This is a genomic window from Marinobacter daepoensis DSM 16072 (assembly GCF_000421165.1).
Taxonomy (GTDB): domain Bacteria; phylum Pseudomonadota; class Gammaproteobacteria; order Pseudomonadales; family Oleiphilaceae; genus Marinobacter; species Marinobacter daepoensis.
In genome coordinates, this window is the sequence record NZ_ATWI01000014.1 from 49,878 (window position 1) to 71,857 (window position 21,980).

General features: G+C 57.4%; 20 protein-coding genes. 7 read left to right on the top strand and 13 right to left on the bottom strand.

Translation table 11 applies throughout. The annotated features are described in order from the left end of the window. Positions 1-97: 97 nt before the first annotated feature. The 3 genes from K325_RS0116570 to K325_RS0116580 are packed head-to-tail and all read left to right on the top strand — an operon-like array spanning position 98 to position 4,434. Complete coding sequence (locus K325_RS0116570) at positions 98-2,962, top strand: valine--tRNA ligase (protein WP_029655375.1); 2,865 nt, start codon at positions 98-100, stop codon at positions 2,960-2,962. Positions 2,963-2,966: 4 nt separating this feature from the next. Beyond that, complete coding sequence (locus tag K325_RS0116575) at positions 2,967-3,920, top strand: ketopantoate reductase family protein (RefSeq protein WP_051146692.1); 954 nt, start codon at positions 2,967-2,969, stop codon at positions 3,918-3,920. Then, positions 3,877-4,434 carry a cob(I)yrinic acid a,c-diamide adenosyltransferase gene (locus K325_RS0116580; protein WP_029655377.1) on the top strand — a complete coding sequence of 186 codons (558 nt, stop codon included), beginning with the start codon at positions 3,877-3,879 and terminating at the stop codon, positions 4,432-4,434. Before K325_RS0116575 ends, K325_RS0116580 begins: the two co-directional genes overlap by 44 nt. Positions 4,435-4,462: 28 nt before the next feature. Here K325_RS0116580 and K325_RS0116585 read toward each other — a convergent pair whose 3' ends face one another. From K325_RS0116585 to K325_RS0116600, 4 genes are all read right to left on the bottom strand, one after another. Continuing rightward, entirely contained in the window at positions 4,463-6,493 is a 2,031-nt protein-coding gene (locus tag K325_RS0116585; RefSeq protein ID WP_029655378.1) for a methyl-accepting chemotaxis protein, read from the bottom strand. Between the two features lie 113 nt (positions 6,494-6,606). After that, on the bottom strand, positions 6,607-7,494 hold the full coding sequence (locus K325_RS0116590; RefSeq protein ID WP_029655379.1) for a regulatory signaling modulator protein AmpE: 888 nt from the start codon (positions 7,492-7,494) through the stop codon (positions 6,607-6,609). 10 nt (positions 7,495-7,504) lie between these two features. Then, complete coding sequence (ampD, locus tag K325_RS0116595; RefSeq protein ID WP_029655380.1) at positions 7,505-8,056, bottom strand: 1,6-anhydro-N-acetylmuramyl-L-alanine amidase AmpD; 552 nt, start codon at positions 8,054-8,056, stop codon at positions 7,505-7,507. A gap of 159 nt (positions 8,057-8,215) precedes the next feature. Then, the gene (locus tag K325_RS0116600; protein ID WP_029655381.1) at positions 8,216-10,534 is read right to left on the bottom strand and encodes a DUF1631 domain-containing protein; all 2,319 of its coding nucleotides are present in this window, start codon (positions 10,532-10,534) and stop codon (positions 8,216-8,218) included. A 213-nt stretch (positions 10,535-10,747) separates the two neighbouring features. Between K325_RS0116600 and nadC the strand changes: the two genes are divergently transcribed. Next, a complete protein-coding gene (gene nadC, locus K325_RS0116605; RefSeq protein WP_029655382.1) occupies positions 10,748-11,587 on the top strand; it encodes a carboxylating nicotinate-nucleotide diphosphorylase in 840 nt (279 codons plus the stop codon). Positions 11,588-11,602: 15 nt separating this feature from the next. Here nadC and K325_RS0116610 read toward each other — a convergent pair whose 3' ends face one another. From K325_RS0116610 to K325_RS0116630, 5 genes are read right to left on the bottom strand one after another with little or no spacing between them, the layout of a single operon-like run. Beyond that, on the bottom strand, positions 11,603-11,944 hold the full coding sequence (locus K325_RS0116610) for a YqcC family protein (protein WP_029655383.1): 342 nt from the start codon (positions 11,942-11,944) through the stop codon (positions 11,603-11,605). A 13-nt stretch (positions 11,945-11,957) separates the two neighbouring features. Next, positions 11,958-12,755 (bottom strand): ParA family protein, encoded by a 798-nt coding sequence (locus K325_RS0116615; RefSeq protein ID WP_029655384.1) that lies wholly within the window; start codon positions 12,753-12,755, stop codon positions 11,958-11,960. A gap of 42 nt (positions 12,756-12,797) precedes the next feature. Next, positions 12,798-13,496, bottom strand: a complete 699-nt coding sequence (hda, locus tag K325_RS0116620) for a DnaA regulatory inactivator Hda (protein WP_029655385.1) — start codon at positions 13,494-13,496, stop codon at positions 12,798-12,800. Then, positions 13,493-14,053, bottom strand: coding sequence for a CDP-alcohol phosphatidyltransferase family protein (locus tag K325_RS0116625; protein WP_029655386.1), 561 nt, complete (start codon positions 14,051-14,053; stop codon positions 13,493-13,495). Before K325_RS0116625 ends, hda begins: the two co-directional genes overlap by 4 nt. Positions 14,054-14,074: 21 nt before the next feature. After that, positions 14,075-15,364: a DUF2066 domain-containing protein gene (locus tag K325_RS0116630; RefSeq protein WP_029655387.1), complete on the bottom strand. Its 1,290-nt coding sequence runs from the start codon at positions 15,362-15,364 to the stop codon at positions 14,075-14,077. A 189-nt stretch (positions 15,365-15,553) separates the two neighbouring features. Between K325_RS0116630 and purM the strand changes: the two genes are divergently transcribed. From purM to K325_RS0116645, 3 genes are all read left to right on the top strand, one after another. Further along, a complete protein-coding gene (gene purM / locus K325_RS0116635; RefSeq protein ID WP_029655388.1) occupies positions 15,554-16,618 on the top strand; it encodes a phosphoribosylformylglycinamidine cyclo-ligase in 1,065 nt (354 codons plus the stop codon). After that, positions 16,615-17,277, top strand: a complete 663-nt coding sequence (purN, locus tag K325_RS0116640) for a phosphoribosylglycinamide formyltransferase (protein WP_029655389.1) — start codon at positions 16,615-16,617, stop codon at positions 17,275-17,277. Before purM ends, purN begins: the two co-directional genes overlap by 4 nt. 74 nt (positions 17,278-17,351) lie before the next feature. Next, on the top strand, positions 17,352-18,086 hold the full coding sequence (locus K325_RS0116645) for a DUF3108 domain-containing protein (protein ID WP_029655390.1): 735 nt from the start codon (positions 17,352-17,354) through the stop codon (positions 18,084-18,086). On the opposite strand, the gene K325_RS0116650 is transcribed toward K325_RS0116645, so the two are convergent. From K325_RS0116650 to apbC, 4 genes are all read right to left on the bottom strand, one after another. Beyond that, positions 18,083-19,360: a valine--pyruvate transaminase gene (locus tag K325_RS0116650; protein WP_029655391.1), complete on the bottom strand. Its 1,278-nt coding sequence runs from the start codon at positions 19,358-19,360 to the stop codon at positions 18,083-18,085. The genes K325_RS0116645 and K325_RS0116650 overlap by 4 nt on opposite strands. Positions 19,361-19,424: 64 nt before the next feature. Next, positions 19,425-20,024: a YjaG family protein gene (locus tag K325_RS0116655; RefSeq protein WP_029655392.1), complete on the bottom strand. Its 600-nt coding sequence runs from the start codon at positions 20,022-20,024 to the stop codon at positions 19,425-19,427. Next, positions 20,021-20,587, bottom strand: coding sequence for a dCTP deaminase (gene dcd / locus K325_RS0116660; RefSeq protein ID WP_011784457.1), 567 nt, complete (start codon positions 20,585-20,587; stop codon positions 20,021-20,023). Before dcd ends, K325_RS0116655 begins: the two co-directional genes overlap by 4 nt. 173 nt (positions 20,588-20,760) lie before the next feature. Further along, the gene (gene apbC, locus K325_RS0116665) at positions 20,761-21,861 is read right to left on the bottom strand and encodes an iron-sulfur cluster carrier protein ApbC (RefSeq protein WP_029655393.1); all 1,101 of its coding nucleotides are present in this window, start codon (positions 21,859-21,861) and stop codon (positions 20,761-20,763) included. Positions 21,862-21,980: the final 119 nt, after the last annotated feature.

The following is a 21,980-nucleotide window of genomic DNA, read 5'->3' on the forward strand; positions in this document are numbered from 1 at the left end:
CGCCCAGCGAGGTTCGCCGCAACCAGAGCGACCATGTATAATCGGTCAATTCAAAATCCCCTATGTGAATCAACCAAAACGGTCACTGCAAAATTCCATGGAAAAAACCTACCAGCCAGAAAACATTGAGCGCCAGTGGTACGAAAACTGGGAAAACAAAGGCTATTTCCGCCCTCGTTCTGAAACGGCAGAAGGAAGCGATTCTTACAGCATCGCCATCCCGCCACCCAACGTGACCGGCAGCCTGCACATGGGCCACGCGTTCCAGCACACCATCATGGACACCCTGACCCGGTTCAAACGGATGCAAGGTCGCAATGCACTCTGGACCGTTGGCACCGACCATGCCGGCATCGCCACTCAGATGGTGGTTGAGCGCAAACTGGCGGCTGAAGAAGACAAAACCCGCCACGACCTGGGCCGGGATGAATTTATCAAGCGTATCTGGGACTGGAAAGAGCACTCCGGTGGCACGATTACCCGCCAGATGCGCCGCCTTGGGAACTCTGTGGACTGGAGCAACGAACGCTTCACCATGGATGACGGATTTTATAAGGCCGTTCAGGAAGTTTTTATCCGACTGTACGAAGATGGCCTGGTGTATCGCGGCAAGCGGCTGGTGAACTGGGACCCGAAACTGCACACCGCCATTTCCGATCTGGAAGTGGAAAACAAAGAAGAGAAGGGTTTTTTCTGGCACCTGCGCTACCCGCTGGCCGACGGCCAGAAAACCCAGGACAGCAAAGACTATCTGGTGGTCGCCACCACCCGCCCGGAAACGCTGCTGGGGGATACCGCCGTGGCCGTACACCCGGACGACGAGCGCTACCAGCACCTTATCGGCCAGCATGTTCTGCTGCCGCTGGTAAACCGCCGCATTCCCATCGTGGCCGACCACCACGCCGATCCGGAGAAAGGCTCCGGCTGCGTGAAGATCACCCCCGCCCACGATTTCAATGACTACGCCGTGGGCAAACGCAATCACCTGCCCATGATCAACGTCATGACCGAGGATGCCAACATCCGGACCGTAGCCGAAGTCTTTAACGCCGACGGCACCGAGAACGGCGAGATTGATGGCACCCTGCCTGCGGCCTATGCCGGCCTGACCCGGGAAGCCGCCCGCAAACAGGTGGTCGCGGACATGGAGGCCGGAGGCCTGGTCGAGAAAATCGAGGATCATGTCCTGAACGTTCCCCGGGGTGACCGCTCCGGACTGATCATCGAGCCGATGCTCACCGATCAGTGGTTCGCTGATGCCAAAACCCTTGCCAAACCCGCAATTGAAGCGGTTGAGGATGGGCGTATCCAGTTCGTACCCAAACAGTACGAAAATATGTATTTCGCCTGGATGCGCGACATTCAGGATTGGTGTATCTCCCGCCAACTCTGGTGGGGGCACCGGATTCCGGCCTGGTACGACTCGGAAGGCAACATCTACGTTGGCCGCACTGAAGAAGAAGTACGCCAGAAGCACAACCTGGCAGACGATCTGTCACTGAAACAGGACGACGACGTACTGGACACCTGGTTCAGCTCAGCCCTGTGGACCTTCGGCACTCTGGGCTGGCCGGAAATCACCGAACGCCTGAAAACGTTCCACCCCACCGACGTGCTGGTGACCGGTTTCGACATCATCTTCTTCTGGGTAGCCCGGATGATCATGATGACCATGCACTTCGTGAAAAACGAAGACGGCACCCCACAGGTCCCCTTCCATACTGTGTATGTAACCGGCCTGATCCGGGACGAACACGGCGACAAGATGTCCAAATCCAAGGGCAACGTCATCGACCCGCTGGACATGATCGACGGCATCAGCCTGCCGGACCTGCTGGAAAAACGTACCGGCAACCTGATGCAGCCGAAGCTGGCCGAAAAGATCGGCAAACGCACCGAGAAAGAATTCCCGGAAGGCATTGCAGCCCACGGCACCGACGCTCTGCGCTTCACCCTGGCGGCCATGGCGACCACTGGTCGCGATATCAACTGGGACATGAGGCGCCTGGAAGGCTACCGCAATTTCTGCAACAAACTGTGGAATGCGGCTCGCTATGTCCTGATGAATACCGAAGGCGAAGATTGCGGCGTGAACGACGAGCCCGTAGCGCTGTCTCTGGCCGATCGCTGGATCGTCAGCGAACTTCAGCACTGTGAACAGGAAGTGATCCGCCATCTGGACCAGTATCGCTTTGATCTGGCCGCACACGCCCTCTATGAGTTCATCTGGAACGAATACTGCGACTGGTACCTGGAACTGTCCAAGCCCGCGCTGAATGACGATCATGCCAGCGCAGAGGCCAAGCGAGGCACCCGCCGCACGCTCGTTCGCGTTCTGGAAGCAGTCCTGCGCCTGGCGCACCCGATCATGCCGTTTATCACGGAAGAGATCTGGCAGCGTATCGCGCCGCTGGCTGGCAAGCAGGGCGAGAGCATCATGCTTCAGCCCTACCCGCAGCCGGATGTAAGCAAGCAGGATGCTGCCGTAGCCGCAGATATCGAATGGCTGAAGGGCGTTATCATTGCCGTGCGTAATATCCGGGGTGAAATGAATATTTCCCCGGCCAAACAGGTACCTGTTCTGCTGAAAGGTGGTCATGCCGAGGATCAGCGACGTCTGAACGACAATCGCCAGTTCCTGATTTCCCTGGCCAAGCTTGAGAAACTGGAATGGTTTGACGGCGATAAAGCCCCCATGAGCGCCACCCAGCTGGTTGGCGAAATGGAAGTGCTGGTACCGATGGCCGGCCTGATCGACAAGGAGGCCGAACTCAAGCGCCTGGATAAAGAGCTGGAGCGCCTGAACAAGGAAATCGGTCGCCTCGAAGGCAAACTGAATAACGAGAAGTTTACCGCCAAGGCCCCGGCCGACGTGGTTGAGAAAGAGAAAGAGAAACTGAAGGACGCCCAGGGCAGCCTGCAGCGACTCAGCTCACAACGGGCAGAAATCGAGGCCATGTAAGGCCATGATTGCCATCCTTGGCGCCGGCTCCCTTGGCCGGCTCTGGGCAGCAACGCTACCTGCCGGGCAGGTAGCGTTTGTGCCCCGCCCCCAAACATCTGCCGAATCGCCCTGTTATCGCTTTCATCCGGTGAACGGCGAGCCTGTTCCCACAAGCGTTCCCTGGCTCACGCCCTGCCAGTCCCCTGATCTGCTTCTGGTCACGACAAAAGCCGGCGATACGCTCTCAGCCCTGCAGGCCACCTTGCCATCCATTCCGGAATCCACTCCCATTGTCCTGTTTCAGAACGGCATGGGAAGCCAGCAGGCAGTTTCAGAACACTGGCCAGAGCGCTCCGTACTCGCAGCATCGACCACAGAAGGCGCAAATCGCCCGTCTCCGGACAGGCTGATCCACGCAGGCCGTGGCCAGACCTGGGTTGGCGCACTCTCCGGAAATGCAGAATGTCACCTGGAGACCGTGGTCGAACGGCTGGCCCGGAGTGGTCTGGCGATCGCTCCGGAGGCCGATATTCTCGCCCGGTTGTGGCATAAGCTGGTGATCAACGCCGGAATAAATCCATTCACGGCCATTCTGGACTGCGCCAACGGCGACCTTCTCAGTCAGCCGTTCTATCAGCGATGGATTGCCCCTCTGTGTCGGGAGATCAGCAATATTTCTCAAATCAGCGGGCAGCCCGCGGAAGCTCCTGAGGCCATCCGCCACCGGATTGAGGCTGTCGCTCGCAGCACCTCGGCAAACACCTCATCCATGCGGGCCGACGTGATTGCCGGCCGTCCAACTGAAATCGACTACATGAATGGCTACCTGTCGGACCTGGGCCAACGCCTTGGCGTAAAGACACCAGTGAACCAAATGCTCACCGAACAGGTAAAACAACTGACCAGACCTTACCAACAGCAGGAGTCATGTGATGGGCAACCGCCTCTCAAAGATCTACACCCGAACCGGCGATGACGGCTCTACCGGCCTGGCGGATGGCAACCGGATTGCCAAGAATGCTCAGCGCGTCGAGGCCATGGGAATGGCTGACGAACTGAACTGCCACATCGGATTACTGCTCGAAACCCTGCCAGACCAGGACACCCTGACGGACACCTTTCGCCGCGTTCAGCATCACCTCTTTGATCTGGGCGGCGAATTCGCCATCCCCGGGAGCCAGGTGATCGGCGAGGACCATATTCAATGGCTGGAAGAGACACTGGATCAGCACAACAACGATCTCCCGCCTCTCAAGAACTTTATCCTTCCGGGCGGCTCCATGGCTGCTGCCCAGTGTCATCTGGCCCGAGCAGTGTGCCGGAGAGCGGAACGGGTCGTTGTTGCCCTGGGCCATGAGGACTCCATTAACACTGCATCCCGGCACTACCTTAACCGCCTGTCCGACCTGCTGTTCGTTGTCGCACGCGTACTGGCCCGCCGGGAAGGTGCCCGGGAAATTCTGTGGGAACAAAAAAAATCCGGCCTCTAAGGCCGGATGTTCACAAACGGGAGCCTGGTCAGACTTTAAAGGCCTCCACCAATCGCTGCAGGGATGCGGTCAAGTCAGACATCTGACGTGACGACGCCAGGGTTTCTTCAGCGTTACTTGCCGTACTGTGGCCAAGCTCGCCAATCCGCTCGGCGTTCACGTTCACGTTCTTCGCTACCGCAGACTGCTCTTCTGCCGCCTGGGCAATCTGATGGCTCATGTCCACGATTTCTGAAATCCCCCTTGCGATCCGATCCAGCGCTTCCGTGACCTCCCCGGACTTACGGACCGTCTGCTCGGTGGCATCGTGACTGCTGGTCATGGCCGATACCGCTTCTTTTACTCCGCCCTGCAGGCGTGAAATCATCCCTTCAATTTCTTCCGTGGACTTGTGGGTACGCTGAGCGAGCGAACGCACCTCATCCGCCACCACAGCAAAGCCCCGCCCCTGCTCACCCGCCCGGGCAGCTTCAATGGCGGCGTTAAGTGCCAGCAGATTAGTCTGTTCAGCAATGGCCTTAATCTCAACCAAAACCTGACTGATGTTGTCACTGTCGGCACTGACCCGGTTAATCACCTCCACGGCACCGGCGATTTCCGTCGCAAGACGATTAATCGTAGCCACGGTATCGGCAACAACACCCCGCCCTTTCTCGGTATCACTCTCCGCATTACCTGCACTGTCGGCCACCCGATGTGCGCTTTCGGTCACTTCATTGACGGCATCCACCATCTGCCCCATGGCTTCATTGATCTGCCCCGTTTCTTCCATCTGCCGAGCAACAGCCTGGCTGTTGGCAGACGCGGTTTCATTAACGCGCACCGCCTGCTGATCAACATCTGCCGTGGTGGAGCTGACCGAGCGTATAAGCTCGGCAATACGGTCCGTCATGTTATTGAATTCTGAGGTTAACTCACCCAGTTCATCCCGATTGTTCAACTGAATGTGGGTGGTCATGTCACCCGCCGCCACGTTGCGAGCCGCCTGACTGAACCGGTTAATGGCGATCCGCACCGACATAAAGAAGCCAACGTACAGATAGACCACGACCAGCATGACCACTATGAGCGCCGCAAGAATCAGCGTTCTCTGCGCGGTCTGGCGATCCAGCCGTTCTTCAAGATTACCTGCCACAACCTCAAAGATTCGGTCACTGAGCGTGTCGTAGTACCCCATCTGCGCTGACGCGGAGGAATCAAAGTCCTGCCAGGGCAACTCCAGGCGCATGGGGGTTATCACACTGACATCCAGTTCGTCCCGAACCGCCAGGAGACTTTCCTCGACGCGCTTCAGCTCGCCCCCCGCAGCTTCGGAGAACCAGGGAGATGCCTCTGCCGCAACCATCAGTGCCGGGGAGAGCAAAGAGCTTCGATTGGTCAGTTGATCGTAAATTTCATTCAGCGTCTCACTCAATGCATACCCGACCTGCCCCTCAACCAGGGCAAAAACACCATAAGATCGGGCGCGACCGATAGCGGTGCGGGCTTCAGGAAGCGCGGAACGAACCAGACCAAGCAACAACAGATTCTCTCGCGACGCATCCTGCCCCAGCCCCGAGATTTCAATGGTAGCTGGCAGCAAGGCCATCACCTTCTGGACAAACTCCTGATAGTACTTGAACTGGGGATCGATATTACCCTGATAGGTATCGTTGGCCCTCATCGTATTCCAGTCTTCCCGAACCTGCTGAACCTGCTCCTGCCACGAACCCGAAGAGTCAAAAGAGCGGCGAGGCTCAGCCAGTCCGGCCAGTAATACTTCGACGCGGTTTGCGGCATCACCACTTTTATGAAGGAGAGGCTGTTCATCTTTGAGGAGTCCCGGCGCCTGATAATCCCGGTAATCCATGGCTGCAACCAACAAGCGTTCCACTTTCCGGAGCTCTGCCAGGCCTTCAATTCCCCGGGTCATGGTCTGGACAGACTGATTAAGGCTGGAGATCACCAACCAGGAAAGGACAATGATCGGGGCCAGAAAAAGAATACTGATGAGGCTGAACTTGTAGACCATTGGCAGCCGGTTCATCAGCGCCACGGCCGGATTGATTAGGTAGTTCACGGAGCCCTCTCTGCTAACAACTGAATCTTTGTTCTTTTGTTTGATTATCGCCCGTTGTCAGAGAAACTTAATCACTATTTAGTGTTATTCTGTAATCTTCTACCCTCGGCTCGTCACAGGATGCCTGCAATGACAAGCAGTGCAAACGCGCAGATCCAGACCAGCATACTCCTGTTCAGCAAATCCCTGATCGCACTCAGGCTACGGCCACCGAACGCAGGCCATTCCTCCGGATGCAGCTCAGCGAAACGCGCCGGATCAAGGGCGTAGCCGGTCAACGAGCCATTAGCAGAAATCATAAGAACATCCGGGGTAGCTTTACCAACCCCAGGAAAAACGCTACGGATTTCCCGCCCCCAGCCTGCCAGGTCTCCGGCAATCCCGAAGGTACAAGACAGCAAACGAGCAGGCACCCATTCCACCACCTGAGCCAGCTTGCGAAAGCGCGCCCTCGCCGCCATCTGTGGCCATTGGCCAGCCAGAGCAACCAGCCCTCGCGCCAGAAAGGCCAGTGCAATACCACCAACGGCATACCAGAACACTACCAGGAAAAAGCGCTCAAACACGGAGATCATCAGAGCCCTGGAAACGGACAAGTGCATGGATTCCGGAGAGAGCGCGGCGCCCCGCTCGGCTGCCGGCAGTCGCTCCTGAATGTGATGCCAGGCAGCCTGCATATCACCACGCTGCCAGGCATCGGAATAGGTACGCAAAACCGCTCGCCATCCCGGAGCACCCAATAACATCAACAACAGCAAAAGTTCCAAAGGGTAAAGCGCCCAACGCATTCCCTCACCTACCGTGAAAACCTCCACTCCCGCCAACACCAGCGCGGGTAAACCGATCACCAGAAGCCCTGGCCAGAGGCTCGCTTCCCGGCCAGCGGCAACACGACCCCAGCGATGGAACCAGCTACGCCAGAAGGCATCCCCACACCAGTGATCATTCCGATCCAGTCGGCGACGGAGTACATAGGCAATCAGAAACACCACCAATGACATTCAGACCACCTTAATCAGGCAACAACGACTTGAAGTAACCCCAGTTAAAGGCAGGACCAGGATCGGTTTTCCGGCCCGGAGCAATATCACTGTGACCGGCCACCCTATCGCCGGTCACATCGGGCCACGCAGCCATCACCAGCGTCGCGAGCCTGGAAAGCGCCCGGTACTGAGCGTCGGTATATGGCTGGTCATCAGTACCCTCCAACTCGATACCGATGGAGTAATCATTGCACTCGTCCCGCCCCTGAAAACTCGAACGCCCGGCATGCCAGGCCCGATCCAGACAACTGACAAACTGAAGGACAGTGCCGTCTCTTTGCACCAAAGCATGGGCCGACACCTGAAGTTCGGCGATCGTCTCGAAGTACGGGTGCACCCCGGTATCCAGGCGATTACAGAAAAAATTCTCGATATGAGGCCCGCCAAACTGGCCTGGCGGCAGGCTGATGTTATGAACCACCAGAAGTGAGATGGGCGCTCCGTCCGGGCGGGCACCAAAATTCGGAGACGGACACCAGCGGGCCCCCGGGAACCGGCCACTGGTTTTCAAAACCGACACCTCATCGGGGTCTGCCGGAAATCTTGGGCAAGGGCTGTCAGAAAGAGTGGGCAACTTGGCTCCGCAGGCTCAAGGGATTCATACCGGGGATTGAATCACAAAGTGCTCCCGGATGCCACGCAGCTCAATGATGGGTAAAGGAAACCTCAACCCGGTCAATCAGTCCTTTCGGTTGTGCCGGAGGTTATCAATAATGGACTCCAGTGCACGGTCGAAGATCAGCCCGTCGTCCAGCATGGTGATGTCCCGCTTCTGCAATGCCAGGGCGAGATCATCCCGGTGATACTCAGCCACTTTTGCTCCGCTCCGGTTCACAAAAATGTATTTCCCGGTTGCCCGGATAAAAGCCGCCAGCTTGCACCTCACCCGAGTGTCATCGCGGGCCATTTCAACCCAGGAACCCACACGAAGACTGTCAGCCTTATCCATCCATTCGGCAGAGGCTGAATCGACCAGATCAGGACTCGACGCCTGCGTCGCAGACTCCTCCACAGACGCCGGTTCGACGACCTTCTGATCTGGCTGAGCGACGTCGTGATCAATTACCTCCGGCTCAGCCGGCTCACTAATTTCAGCGGTCTCCGCAGGCTCAGGCGATGCCTGCCGTTCCGGAGCGGGATCAACCACTTCAAAGTGCTCGATGACAGACGCTTTCTCGTCAACAACAGGCGCTGTTACCAGTTTCTGGAAAACGTCGACATGAGCGAGCTCCAGGTCACGAATCGCCGCATCGGTTGCAAAGGGGTCCCAGGAAATTTCCTGAAGCGCCTTTCGGAACTCTTCCACAATGCCAGGAATCGTTCTAAGCAGTTCAGCACGTGTATCAGCAGAGACCGGCCGGGGATCAACACTCCATACCAGGCGCGCACATAAGCCCCGGGCATGCTGCCACCGTTCGCTGTCTTCCCCTTCCCGCAACACAACCCACTGCAGATAACGCGTCCAGGGCTCGTTGAGGACCTGAAGGACCGGCTCAGGAACCTCCCTGCCCGCCGTATGCTCACGCATAAGCTCTGTCGCTGCCAGACTGGCACGCTCCTGGCGGGCCCGCCCCTCTTCGGCATCCCTCAGACGCTGTTCCACCAGCTCCCGACGCCGGCGATCCAGGTCCATGAAATGCCCGAAATCACGCAACAGCTCATCAAACAGATCGACCCGGTCTGTGTATTCAGAGAGCACTCTGCCAACCACTTCCTCGATCTTATCCCTGAGCGGGTCTCTCATGCCGGCACGTTTCTCGCTCCAGCCAATTGCAGCCAGCGCCAGCTCGTTCAGCAATTTTCGAACAGGATGACCACCACGGTTAAAAAAGTTCTTGTCACTGAGCGCTACTTTCAGGACCGGAATCTGCAACCGGCCAATCAGCGCCTTCATCACAGGGTGCAGTTGCCGGTCTTCCAGAATGAAATCGAACAGCATCGATACCAGATTGATGACGTCGCTATCCACCTGGGCCACAGACAGGGACTGGCCTTCAGAACCGTTCAGGAGGGGTTTAAGCTGCTGGCGCAACGGAACCACGTCCTGACTGCCAGAGCTTGCCTGCGCAGTCCCCTGAAGCTCATTAAGCCGTGCCATCAGACGATTTGTATCCAGAACCAGACCTTCAGACCGGGCGACCGTCTCTCCTTGCTCTTCCCTCTGGTGCAACAGCGCGCTTAACTCACTGAATGTTGCTGACGGGGGCTGATCCCGCCCTTCCACGCCGGAAGGACCACCCTCGTGCTCAGTCGGTTCCACGCCCCCACCCGTTACCAGCGGCCTCTTCGCTGTGCCAGCGTCGCCAGTCGGAGGACGCTTCATGTCGACCAGCACCCCCGCTGAAATCAGCGTCTTGTTGCTGGCCTGATAGAAATCACTGAGCTTATCCACCAGCAAGCGCTCAAACAGCTTCAACACCACCAATTTTGCCCGGATGTCGATATCCAGATCCGTGCAGGCGTCTGCGATAGCGCCACAGATCACCTCGGGGCTTAACGGCATCTGATCGTCGGTTAATCGGAGCTGGGGCACCAGGTGACGAATCCGTGCCGCCAGCATCCGGACCGGCTCCTGGTAGCGATTGCGTAACCGGTTGGTGAGATTGTCGATGGCCACCTGCTGCTCAAGATCTGCATGGTCCACCAAACTGAGCGAATCCTGATCCACTTCCTCAAGAGATCCACCAGACCGGGCCGGCCTGAACTTGCCCAGTTCATTGAATGCCTGGCTGACATACTGCAACATCGACACGGTCATGGCCTTTCGGCGCAGACGCAGCTCACGCATGGCATCGAAGTAAGCCGTCTGATCCTGATTCGAGCCCGCACGATCGGCAAGCGCGAACAGACTGTCGTCAGCCTGCTCAAAGAAGCTTGCCAGAACCATTTTCAGGGACTGACCGGAGGTGTCACGCAGCCGAACCAGCTCTACCGGCAACGAGAACCGGCTTACCGGCTTCTGGCTGGCCAGGCGGATAACCTTGTTGTCGTTTGCCATGGGAACGCTCCGGAATCAATCAGCAGATGGTACGGAAACTTTTTTACGCTTACATCATACGCGCAGGCTGCGTCACCTTGTGTCAGAATTTGTCACCTTTTGTGTCATCCGGAACTGCATCACAATTCTCTCGTGAATCAGGGCATTTGGCGAAACCATCACCCTGGCAGTAGAATTGCTCACCACATCACTTCACAGCCTCTGGATGACTCAATGACCTCAGTAGAACTGCTTCGCCAGGCCCGTATCGAATCTGTTGCCCAGAGTCTGAGGGAGGACATAGGCGATGGCGACATCACGGCCCAGCTGATTCCAGCCGAAAAACATGCCAGCGGCCGCGTTATCACCCGCGAAAACGCTCGACTGGCGGGCAAGGCCTGGGTTGACGAAGTGTTCCGCCAGGTAGACCCTTCTGTCAGGCTGACCTGGAACGCCAATGACGGCGAAGACATTCCCGCCAATGAAGTTATCTTCCGCATGGAAGGCCCTGCGCGTTCTCTTCTGACGGCAGAGCGAGCAGCCCTGAACTGGCTACAGACACTATCAGGGGTCGCAACGGCCTGCGCCGGCTATGCCAGCCGGGTCGCCCACACCAAAGTCCGATTGCTTGACACCCGCAAGACCCTGCCAGGCCTGAGGCTGGCACAAAAATACGCGGTAACCTGCGGTGGGTGCGACAACCACCGGCTTGGGCTCTGGGATGCGTTCCTGATAAAGGAAAATCACATTGCCGCCTGCGGCTCTATCGCCAATGCCGTTGCAGAGGCGCACCGGGTTGCTCCGGGCAAACCGGTTGAGGTGGAAACCGAATCCCTGGAAGAACTGGATCAGGCCCTCAAAGCGGGGGCAGACATTATTATGCTGGATGAATTCTCGCTTTCAGACATGGCGGAAGCCGTCCGCCTGAATGCTGGCAGAGCCCGGCTTGAAGCATCGGGCGGAATCAACCAGCAGACGCTGGTTCCCATTGCTGAAACCGGCGTAGATTACATTTCGATCGGGAGTCTGACAAAAGACCTCCGCGCCATTGACCTCTCCATGCGCCTGGAATAACCAGGCGCAGGCCAACTACCGGCCTTTGGCCGACAGCAGACGGTCCATCTCCTCCAACGCCCTGACCAGGGACTGCCCGCTTTTTTCCCGCCCCCGGAAATGCTCCTCCGCCATCGGCGCAATACCCGACACCGCGGGCAGGGGATGCCCTCGCTCAACCAGGACTTTCATCCGGTTCAGAAAGACAAACTGCAGCCACTGCGTGAACTCCATGGTATCGAGACAGAATGGCTGAGTACTCCGAAAAGCTTCCGAAGGGGGCGGCTCAAGCTCCCAGACCCCCAACTGCCGGAGTTCTATTTCAATCCTCAGCAAACCATCCGTTACCTGATCAAGCTGCTTCGCCTTCTCGCTCACCCAACACGCCCCTTCAATCGGCCAAAGGCTCCAGCTCAACCGACTCACCATGAAGCACCCTGTACAGATCCTCATACTGGCGTGTGAGGGCGTGTTTCGGGGCCATATGAATCAACGGCTGGCGACTCTGGTGTGACTCTTTCATCTTGACGGAGCTGGACAGGCGCACAGGCAAGACAGGCAACCCCTCCTCCGTCAACTCTCTGACCAGTTGTCGCGGTAAACTTGCCCGCGGCTGGAACTGGTTCGCGATGATCCCTTCAACCACAAGCTCTTCATTATGATCCTCCTGCAACTCGCGGATTTCATGGAGGATGTTATAAAGCGCCTGACGGGAAAAATCATCGCAGTCAAATGGAATCAGGCAACGCTGAGCGGCAATCAAGGCTGAACGCGTGTAAAAATTCAGAGCTGGCGCTGTGTCGATGTAAATTTCGTCGAAGCTGTCACTCAGTTTCTTCAGAAACTCTCTGAGCTTGTAGATCTTGTGCTTTGCCTCAAGCTTGCGCTCCAGAAAATCCAGTTCCGGGCTTGAAGGCAGCACAAACAGGTTATCAAACGACGAAGCGTGTACGAATTCGTCTGGCCGGCGATTGAACACACTGAATGCAACCGTCTGCTCAAGCAGGTCGGCAACCGTATCTTTCAACCCTGCCGCCGGCTTCCCCAGCAGGTAATGGGTCGAGTTGCCCTGAGGGTCCAGGTCCACCACCAGCGTCCGTTTACCCCTGGAGGCGCTGATGGCCGCCAGATTACAAGTGATACTGGACTTGCCAACACCACCTTTCTGATTGAATACCACCCGTCTCATGTCGTCTCTCCATTGGCTTTTATCGTTATTTATTCTTGACGGTTACCACCCCATCACCGCTTTCACAAACGGAATGGTCAAGCGCCGCTGAGCCTGAAGGGAGTTTTCATCCAGTGTATCCAGCAATCCCAGGAGATCGCCCAGCTTTCTTGGCGCACGGCGCATGATAAAACTGGCGACATCCTCGCTCATCACCAGCCCTCGCTGCTCCGCCCGCGCCATCAGAATCCGTTGCCGGTCCTCGTCCCGATAGACACCCAGCTGCAGCAATAACCCGTGTGCAATTCTGGACCCCAGATCCGCCAGCTCAAAGGATAACGAAGCCGGCACTTCCGAGAGACTGATCACCAACAAGCCTCGGCGGTCCAACACACGATTATAAAGGTGAAAAACGGCCTCTTCCCAGCCGGGGTGACTCGCCACACGCTCCAGATCATCCAGACAGACCACATCATACGCATCCAGGCCCGACAAGGTCTCCGGCCCAAACGGCAGCAGCTCTTCAATGCTGATGCAGACCGCGGTCTTACCCATCTGTTCCGACTCGTGACACATCGCCTGCAACAGGTGGCTTTTACCCGTATCAGAATCACCACAGATTACAACGGCAGGGAGCCCTGCTGGCTCCCGGCACACAGACTTGAGGCGATCAGCGACAGAGCGATTGCGATCCCCGTGGAAGTTATCGAACCGGGCATCGTCCCGGAGCTTAACGCCCAACACCATCTGCGAGGCTTTCATGACCGCTTTGCCCTCCAGGCCCGCATACTCCATACCGCAACGTAATGACCACCACTAAGAACGGCAAAAACGGCAACCAACCAGGTGCCGACCTCAATCACCCATGGCTGCATGGGCAGCCCGGCCAGCAGAATGATGATGGCAAGAGCCACGAGGATCTGGACAAACGTATTGAGCTTTCCGGGAATGCTCGGTTCCATATCAAAACGGCCGATCCCGTAATGAAATGCCAACGCCCCACAGACGATCACAAGATCTCTGCCCAACACCAGAACAAACAGCCAGACGGGCAGCACGCCGGTCACCGTGAGCATCAGGTAGGCGGAAATCAACAGAGCCTTGTCCGCCAACGGATCGGCCACCGCACCCAGCCGGGAGCGCCAGTTAAAGTAACGCGCCAGAAACCCGTCAAACGCGTCCGTCAGTGCGGCAACGAAGAAGATCACCAGCGACAAGCGGTAATTCCCTTCCAGCAACGCACCGGCGAATGGCGCAATCAACACCATCCGAAGGAATGTCAACGCATTGGGAATCCAGCGCCACCGCTTAGAACTCACCAGGCCGCCTCCACCAACCGATCAGCTGCGATCACCGCCATCCACTCCGGGAGCAGGCTGCCAGCGATAATAAAGAACCTCATACAACGACTCGAAAGCTTGCTCCGAATCCTCCTCATCACCCGGCGCCAGTGGCTGATAGCTGAATCCGGCCGCCGCGCCCTCTGCCGACAGAGAGCCTTCACCAGCCGTTTCAGAAGATACCTGAGATTCGCTGGAAGGCGTCGCCGCCGCACTCTCGTCGGATGCCGACCGCGTCACCGGCTCAGAGGGCCGCTCTGCCACAACATATCTCGGGTCGAGTGCGATATGCTCCTGCAACTGATCCAGCTCTCCGGAGAAAGTCACTTCGACGGTCAGGCGCTCTCCACGCACACGGGACGCACCCACCGACATTACCGGCGTCATACCTTGCAAGGCCTGGGTGACCTGGCCATAGTCGGAGAGCGTTGAAACCCCCTCAAGAACCATAGCAACCGTGGGCGCTTCCCCCACCTCACCAGCTGTGACGGCGTAGCGGCTTGAATACTGTTCTGTCCAGCGATCAATCACCGCTTCAACCAGTTGTTCGGGGGTTCCGGCACTCACCGACTGTTCACGGGCATCCATCCCCATACCATCAATTACCCAGCCGGCACGCCACTGGCCGCCAGACCGACTGATGCGCACGAGCGCGAGCGCATCGTGAGACATTTCTTCAGAGGCTTGCTGAATACGGCCAACAAACTGACCCCAAAGATCCGAGAGCAATGCCCGATCTCCGGCAAAGGCTTCTGAGGGAAACACGATCGGGAGCCCCCGGTCTGCAGCCGCCCGGGATAACAACTGCACCCAACGATTGTCGGAGTCCGGCCCGGCCGCCCGGGTCAGTAGCTGCCGGTTACCCCGGTCCTCCACCGCTACCCAGAGCGCCGTCAGCGGTCGATTGGCACCCCAGACCGGTGCCTGAATAGACGCCAGCGCACGGTTCACACCAACGGCACCAAAACTCATCTGCAAACGGGCCGCACCGCCAACGCGGTTCACCTGATAAGACAGCAACATGGATTCCGCTCCGGACAGCACCTCGTCCAGGCCATCCAGCTTAAGCACATCACGAGTACCGGAGACCCGAACCATTACCTGTCGAAGCCCTTCCTGGTATCCGTCTTCAAGCGCCCGGCCGGACGTTCCCGAAACCGGCACATCCACCGTGTACAGTCCCGACACGGTCACCGCCGACGCCTGGCCGGCCAACAAGCACCAGAAGGCGACCGCAAACAGAACGGATACCGCTCCTCTGCGCCTGGCTGTATATACTGATTCGGTCATGAAACACCTTGCCATTCCCATGGTTGGCGCACAGGATACACCATCACCAGAGTGGAGAGTAGCAAGGGCTGATTGCAGCTTGGCAATCTGAATCGTCCAATATTGCACTATCCCGGAATTCGAGTTGGAGCGCCCGGGCGCACCTGTTAAAATCCGCGCCTTGACCCATAGGCCTAACGGTTATTTTCCATGAGCGAACAGAAGCCTTCCCTGACCTACCGCGATGCTGGCGTGGATATCGACGCCGGTAACGACCTTGTTCACCGAATCAAGAACACGGCGGCACGCACCCGCCGCCCGGAAGTTCTTGGAGGCCTGGGCGGCTTTGGCGCCATGGTCTCGATTCCCTCAGGGTATAAGGAGCCAGTACTGGTTTCCGGCACGGACGGCGTAGGCACCAAGCTTCGCCTGGCCATGCAACTTCAGAAGCACGACAGCATCGGTATCGATCTGGTTGCCATGTGCGTCAACGATCTGGTCGTTGGCGGAGCAGAGCCGCTGTTCTTCCTCGACTATTACGCCACGGGCAAACTGAATGTCGAGGTGGCTGCACAGGTTGTCGAAGGTATTGGCCAGGGCTGCGAACTGGCCGGCTGTGCTCTGGTGGGCGGTGAAACCGCAGAGATGCCGGGCATGTATGAAGGTGAAGACTACGACCTGGCCGGATTCTGCGTTGGCGTGGTCGAGCGTGAGAGCATCATCGATGGCAAACGCGCCCAGGCAGGTGATGCCCTGCTGGCACTGGCATCCTCTGGCCCCCATTCCAATGGTTACTCACTAATTCGCAAGATCATTGAAGTCAGCGGCGCTGATCTCAACCAGGCTCTGGGCGAGACCACGCTCGGTGACGCCCTGATGGCCCCCACAAGAATCTACGTCAAGAATCTTCTCCAACTGATTCGCGAAGTCGATGTCCGGGCCCTGTCACACATTACCGGTGGCGGCCTGCCTGAAAACATTCCCAGAGTCCTTCCGAAAGGCACGATTGCAGCAATCGACACCGAAAGCTGGGAAATGCCCCCGGTATTCCAGTGGCTAAAAGATGCCGGCGGCGTTGCGCAGGAGGAGATGTACCGCACCTTCAACTGCGGTGTGGGCATGCTCGTCTGCGTACCTGAGGAACAGAAAGCTCTGGCCATCGACACGTTGACTGCCATGGGCGAAAACGTCTGGCAAATCGGCGTAATGGAGTCCGCCGAGACCAGTGACGCAGAGCCGGTCGTTCGCTATGCACCGGGGCTCCTGACGGCATGAAGGCAGATCCCGCCCCCGTCCCTAAGATTCTGGTACTTGCCTCTGGCAGCGGCACCAACCTACAGGCACTGATCGAAGCCACCCGGGAACGGAATTTCCCGGGTGAACTCATCGCTGTGGGTTGCAACAAGCCTGGCGCATTTGCCCTGGAACGCGCCGCGCAGGCCAACATCAAAACCTTTGTTGTTGACCACACCAGATATGGCTCCCGCGAGGAATTTGATGCCGCGCTGCTGGCTGAAATCATGCAGCACAGCCCCGACGTAGTGGTGCTGGCCGGCTTCATGCGCATCCTCACCCGCGATTTTGTCCGGGCATTCCGGGGCAGAATGCTGAACATTCACCCCTCGCTGTTGCCCGCCTATACCGGGCTGAACACACACCAGCGGGTTCTGGACGCTGGCGACCGGACTCACGGCGTGTCGATTCACTTCGTGACCGAAGAGCTCGACGGCGGCCCTGTCATTGCGCAGGCGGAAGTGACCGTGGAAGAGGCTGACACTTCGGAGTCACTCGCCGAAAAAGTTCAGCGACAGGAACACATCTTGTATCCAATCGTCGTTCGCTGGTTCTGCGAAGGCCGGGTTCAGCTTGGCTCAGAAGGTGTTTTGTTTGACGGCGAGCCCATCAAAAACCCAATGAGACTTCCGGCGAACTGAACAGATTGTCATCCCATTGCCTCCCCGAACCAACTAAACTGTCGCTATAACCGACCGTAAACGAGGCCCTCAGGATGCAGATCAACGTGCGCCGAAAAATCCGTTGCCGGTTGCTGGCCGGCTTGATTGCCGGCCTCTCGGCTCTGCCGGCGACCGCAACGGAAAGCCCACAGCTCACACCTTACAAAGCCCACTACACCGCCGCGATGTCCAAAGGGGTCAGCCTCAATGGCGAAGGTGAGCGCGTCTTGTCCAGCCAGGGGAACAATGTCTGGCTATACCGAACGGATGTTGACTCTTTCATTGCGGATATTGACGAGTCCCTGATCTTTCGGTGGGAGGACGGCCAGGTCGTTCCGCTGCGCTACCGGTACCGCCTGTCTGGCTTTCTGATCAAGGATCGCGAGCAGTCGATCGATTTCGACTGGCAAGCTGGCCTGGCTTCCGGTAGTTATCGGGGAAAAGCGTTCGAGGTAGAACTCAGGGAAAACACTCTGGACCCGCTCGGCTACCAGTTGCAACTTCACCAGGACCTCAAAGCCGGAAAACGCGATGTCACCTATCAGGTCCTGGACAAAGGCGACTACGATGACGACCGGTTTGCCGTTATCGACGAGGACAGCCTCAACAAAGACGGCCAGAACAGAAATACCCTCAAAGCCGAGAAAGTCCGGGAAAAAGACTCCAGGCGGCAGACCCTGATGTGGTTTGACCCGGCCAGAGACTACCTCCTGGTACGACTGCTACAGGTGGAACCCGATGGCAGCGAATACGAACTAAAGCTCAAGGACGCAACGCTGGCGGACTAGGCACCCTGCCGGTGTTCGGCCCAGACGGCTTTCACTTCGTCCGCAATGATGCGCAACCCTTCCGCAACACGGTCGTCATCCTGCGAATAGGTCACCCGCAGGCACTCATGCCGGTGGCGCCAGTCGTCCTCCGGCAAACCAGGAAAGAAATAATGTCCGGACACCACCAGAACGCCCCGAGCCTTCAGGCGCTGGTAAAGCGTGAGACTCGAGACTGGCAAATCAGGGAACCAGAACCAGAGGAACATAGCCCCCTCGGGTTTATGGATGTACCAGCGACATTCATCCTCCCCCATCGCCTCATGGAAGACCGCCACAGCCCGCTCCATTTTCGCTTTATAGAACGGGCACACCACATCACGACTGAGTGACAGGATCTCGCCGGAACGAACCAAGGGCTCAGCCAGCATAGCACCAAAGCTGCCCGTTGCCAGATTCATGATGGCATTGATTCCGGACAGCGCCTTGATGACCGATTCCTCTGCAATCACAATCCCGGTTCTCGCGGCTGGCAATCCAAGTTTCGAGAGACTCAGGCAAAGAATCACCTGATCATTCCAGGTAGGCTGCGCATCCACGAATAGCAAGCTCGGGAACGGTGTTCCATACGCGCCATCGACAATCAGCGGGATGTCGTTTTGCCGGGCCAACCCCTCCAGCCGGGCCAACTCCTCATCGGTAATCACGTTGCCCGTAGGGTTGGTTGGGCGGGACACACAGATGGCCCCGGTCTCCCCCGTCACCTCTACGGCATCAAAATCTACCCGGTACTTGAATTCGTGAGCATCAGTGAACGAAATATCCGGTTGCACCGCCCGAAACAGCGCCTGCTCAATGCCCGCATCCGCATACCCGATATACTCCGGGGCCAGCGGCAACAGAATGTGCTTCCGATGCCCATCGCCGTAATCCCCGCCAAACATGTTGAAGAGCATGAAAAAAGCTGCCTGACTGCCATTGGTCAGGGCAATGTTCCCGGGCTTCAACCCCCACCCATACTCCTGATTCAACAGATCAGCCAGCGAGGCGATAAACTGTTTCTCACCCTGTGGAGGATCATAAATCCCTACCAGCCTGCGCACCTGGGCTTCATCAGCCGCCATGCCCGACAGAATCTCCTGCACCCTCTGCTGAATTTCGGGTATGTGCCCGGGATTACCGCCCCCCATCATGATCATGTCTTCTCCGGAGGCCATCGCGTTCCCCAAATCATCCATCAGGGACGTGATGCCGGCATCCGCAGTAAACTTACGACCAAAAGCAGAGAGTTTCATGATTCATTCCATTCCAGTAAAACAATTAGGCAGGTTTCAGGCACAACAGCCAAGGCACGTCGGATCAGCCTTCCAGGGAAATACCCAGATTACTGACACCACCGTTGGCAGCACCGGCTTGCAGCTCAGCAAGGAAGATTTCTGTCGGGGACCGCTGTTTTTTCAACGCCAATACAGTATCCCGCTGAAACTGCTTGTCGTCCTTAAGCAGCGGATGGTGCTCAAACACACTCACAAGCTCATTCTCGTCCAACCCTTCCCCATCAGACATCTCGACGAAGTCCATGACCGTCCGAGTCGCGAGCTGAGATGCCTCGGACGCCCGATGCTTGTTCGGGTTCAGGCGGTTCAGTAACGCCTGCTCCAGCAACTCACAGAAATCAACGGCCGGATATACGCCATAGGCATCGTATTCATCGACCGTCGGGCACAAGGATTCCAGCTTACTCAGCAACTGTGGGATGGCGGCGTCGGCAACGTCCTTCTGGAGCAGATCCCAGGCCAGATCCAGTAACTGACGCATCTTGCCACCAGTCTTCAGACCAACGGCATCAGCAAACAGCGCATAATTCGGAAATGAGCGCTCCGCCAGGGACAACAGAAAAGCGCATTCGCGCCAACCCTGTAACTGAGAGACGGCTTTAAGAAACTGGTTGGCGTTCATGTCCGGGGCAGAGTCACACCGGTTTGGCCAAGGTACTTGCCGCCGCGGTCTTTATAGCTGGTTTCACAAATTTCGTCAGACTCGAAGAACAACATCTGGGCAACGCCTTCGTTGGCGTAGATCTTGGCCGGCAGGTTCGTCGTGTTGGAAAATTCCAGAGTCACCTGGCCTTCCCACTCCGGCTCCAGCGGCGTGACGTTAACGATGATCCCACAACGCGCATAGGTGCTTTTGCCCAGACAGATGGTGAGCACGCTTCTGGGAATCCGGAAATACTCAACCGTGCGCGCCAGCGCAAAACTGTTTGGAGGGATGATGCACACGTCACCGGTGTAGTTAACGAAACTGTTTTCGTCGAAGTTTTTCGGATCAACCGTAGCACTGTGAACGTTGGTAAAGATCTTGAACTCGTTGCTGCAGCGCACGTCGTAGCCGTAGCTTGAAGTGCCGTAGGAAATGACTCGGCCTTTCTCGCTTTCCCGAACTTGCCCGGCTTCGAAGGGTTCGATCATGCCGTGCTGCTCGGACATCCGGCGGATCCACTTGTCGGATTTGATGCTCATGGGTGACTTCTCGTTATCCAGCTGGTGGGAAAATTGGGGCGTAGTTTACCCTGTCGCCCGGAGTCTGTCGAAGGCTGGGAATAGCCTTCGACAGCCTTCGCTTTAATAATCCGAAGGTATGCTGGCACCTTGGGAAAAATGCCCGGTGACACGCCGTCACCCCGCTGGCCTCCTTAGTGTTCCGCCACCGCAATACTGGAGATCGTTCCCCCAAGATTCCGCTCCCGGGTCGACAGGCCTGCGCCTACCCTTCTCGCGATATCCCGATAGCGTCTTGCCACTTCTGAATCCGGCTCAGCGACCACACTTGGGGCACCACTATCGGTTTGCTCCCGGATGGTCATGTGCAACGGCAACTGGCCCAGCAGCGTCGTGTCGTATTCTTCGGCTATCCGTTCGCCGCCGCCGTGGCCGAAGAGAGGCTCTTCATGGCCGCAACTGGAGCAGATGTGGACACTCATATTCTCGACCACACCCAGGACCGGGATGTCGACTTTCCGGAACATCTCGATGCCTTTTTTGCCATCCAGCAAGGCAATATCCTGAGGCGTAGTGACGATGACAGCGCCGGTGACCGGGACTTTCTGAGCCAGGGTAAGCTGAATATCGCCTGTACCGGGGGGCATATCGATAATGAGGTAGTCGAGTTCGTCCCACAGGGTTTGCTGAAGCAGTTGCATCACAGCACCGCTGACCATGGGGCCACGCCAGACCATCGGCGTTTTATCCGTCGTGACAAAGGCCATGGAGTTGGCTTGCAGGCCATGGGCTGCCATGGGCACAAAATACTTGTTTTCGCGCACATCCGGGCGCTTGCCTTCCGGAACCCCCAACATCATACCGATGCTGGGGCCGTAGATATCCGCGTCAAGGATTCCGACCCGGGCACCCTCGGCATGAAGAGCCAGGGCGAGATTCACAGCGGTGGTCGACTTGCCCACACCGCCCTTACCAGACGACACGGCAATAATATTTTTCACCCCAGGAACCGCTGGAAGGTCTTTGCTGACCTTATAGCTGTGGATTCGCTGACCAACGTGAACCTCGGCGCTGTCTACGCCGTCAACAAATTCCAGAGCGTTGGTCACGATCTGCTTCAGCCCTCCGGCGATGCCCTTGGAGGGGTATGGCAACTCCACCACCAAGGTGACCTTACCCTGGTCATCGGCCGTAAGGTTCTTTACCGCCCCCAGCTCATACAAGTCTTTGTTAAGGTATGGGTCCCGGTATTCTTTAATGGCCGTTTCAAGGGCCTGCTGCGAGATCTGGGTCATCAGGGTCTCCGGAATAAGTTCATAAACTTGAATGCAGGTGAAAAATGATGACTCGGAAGGTATCATCTGTGCCCGTTTCTGACCATATGGGGTCTTCACCTGGAACAAACAATTGCGAT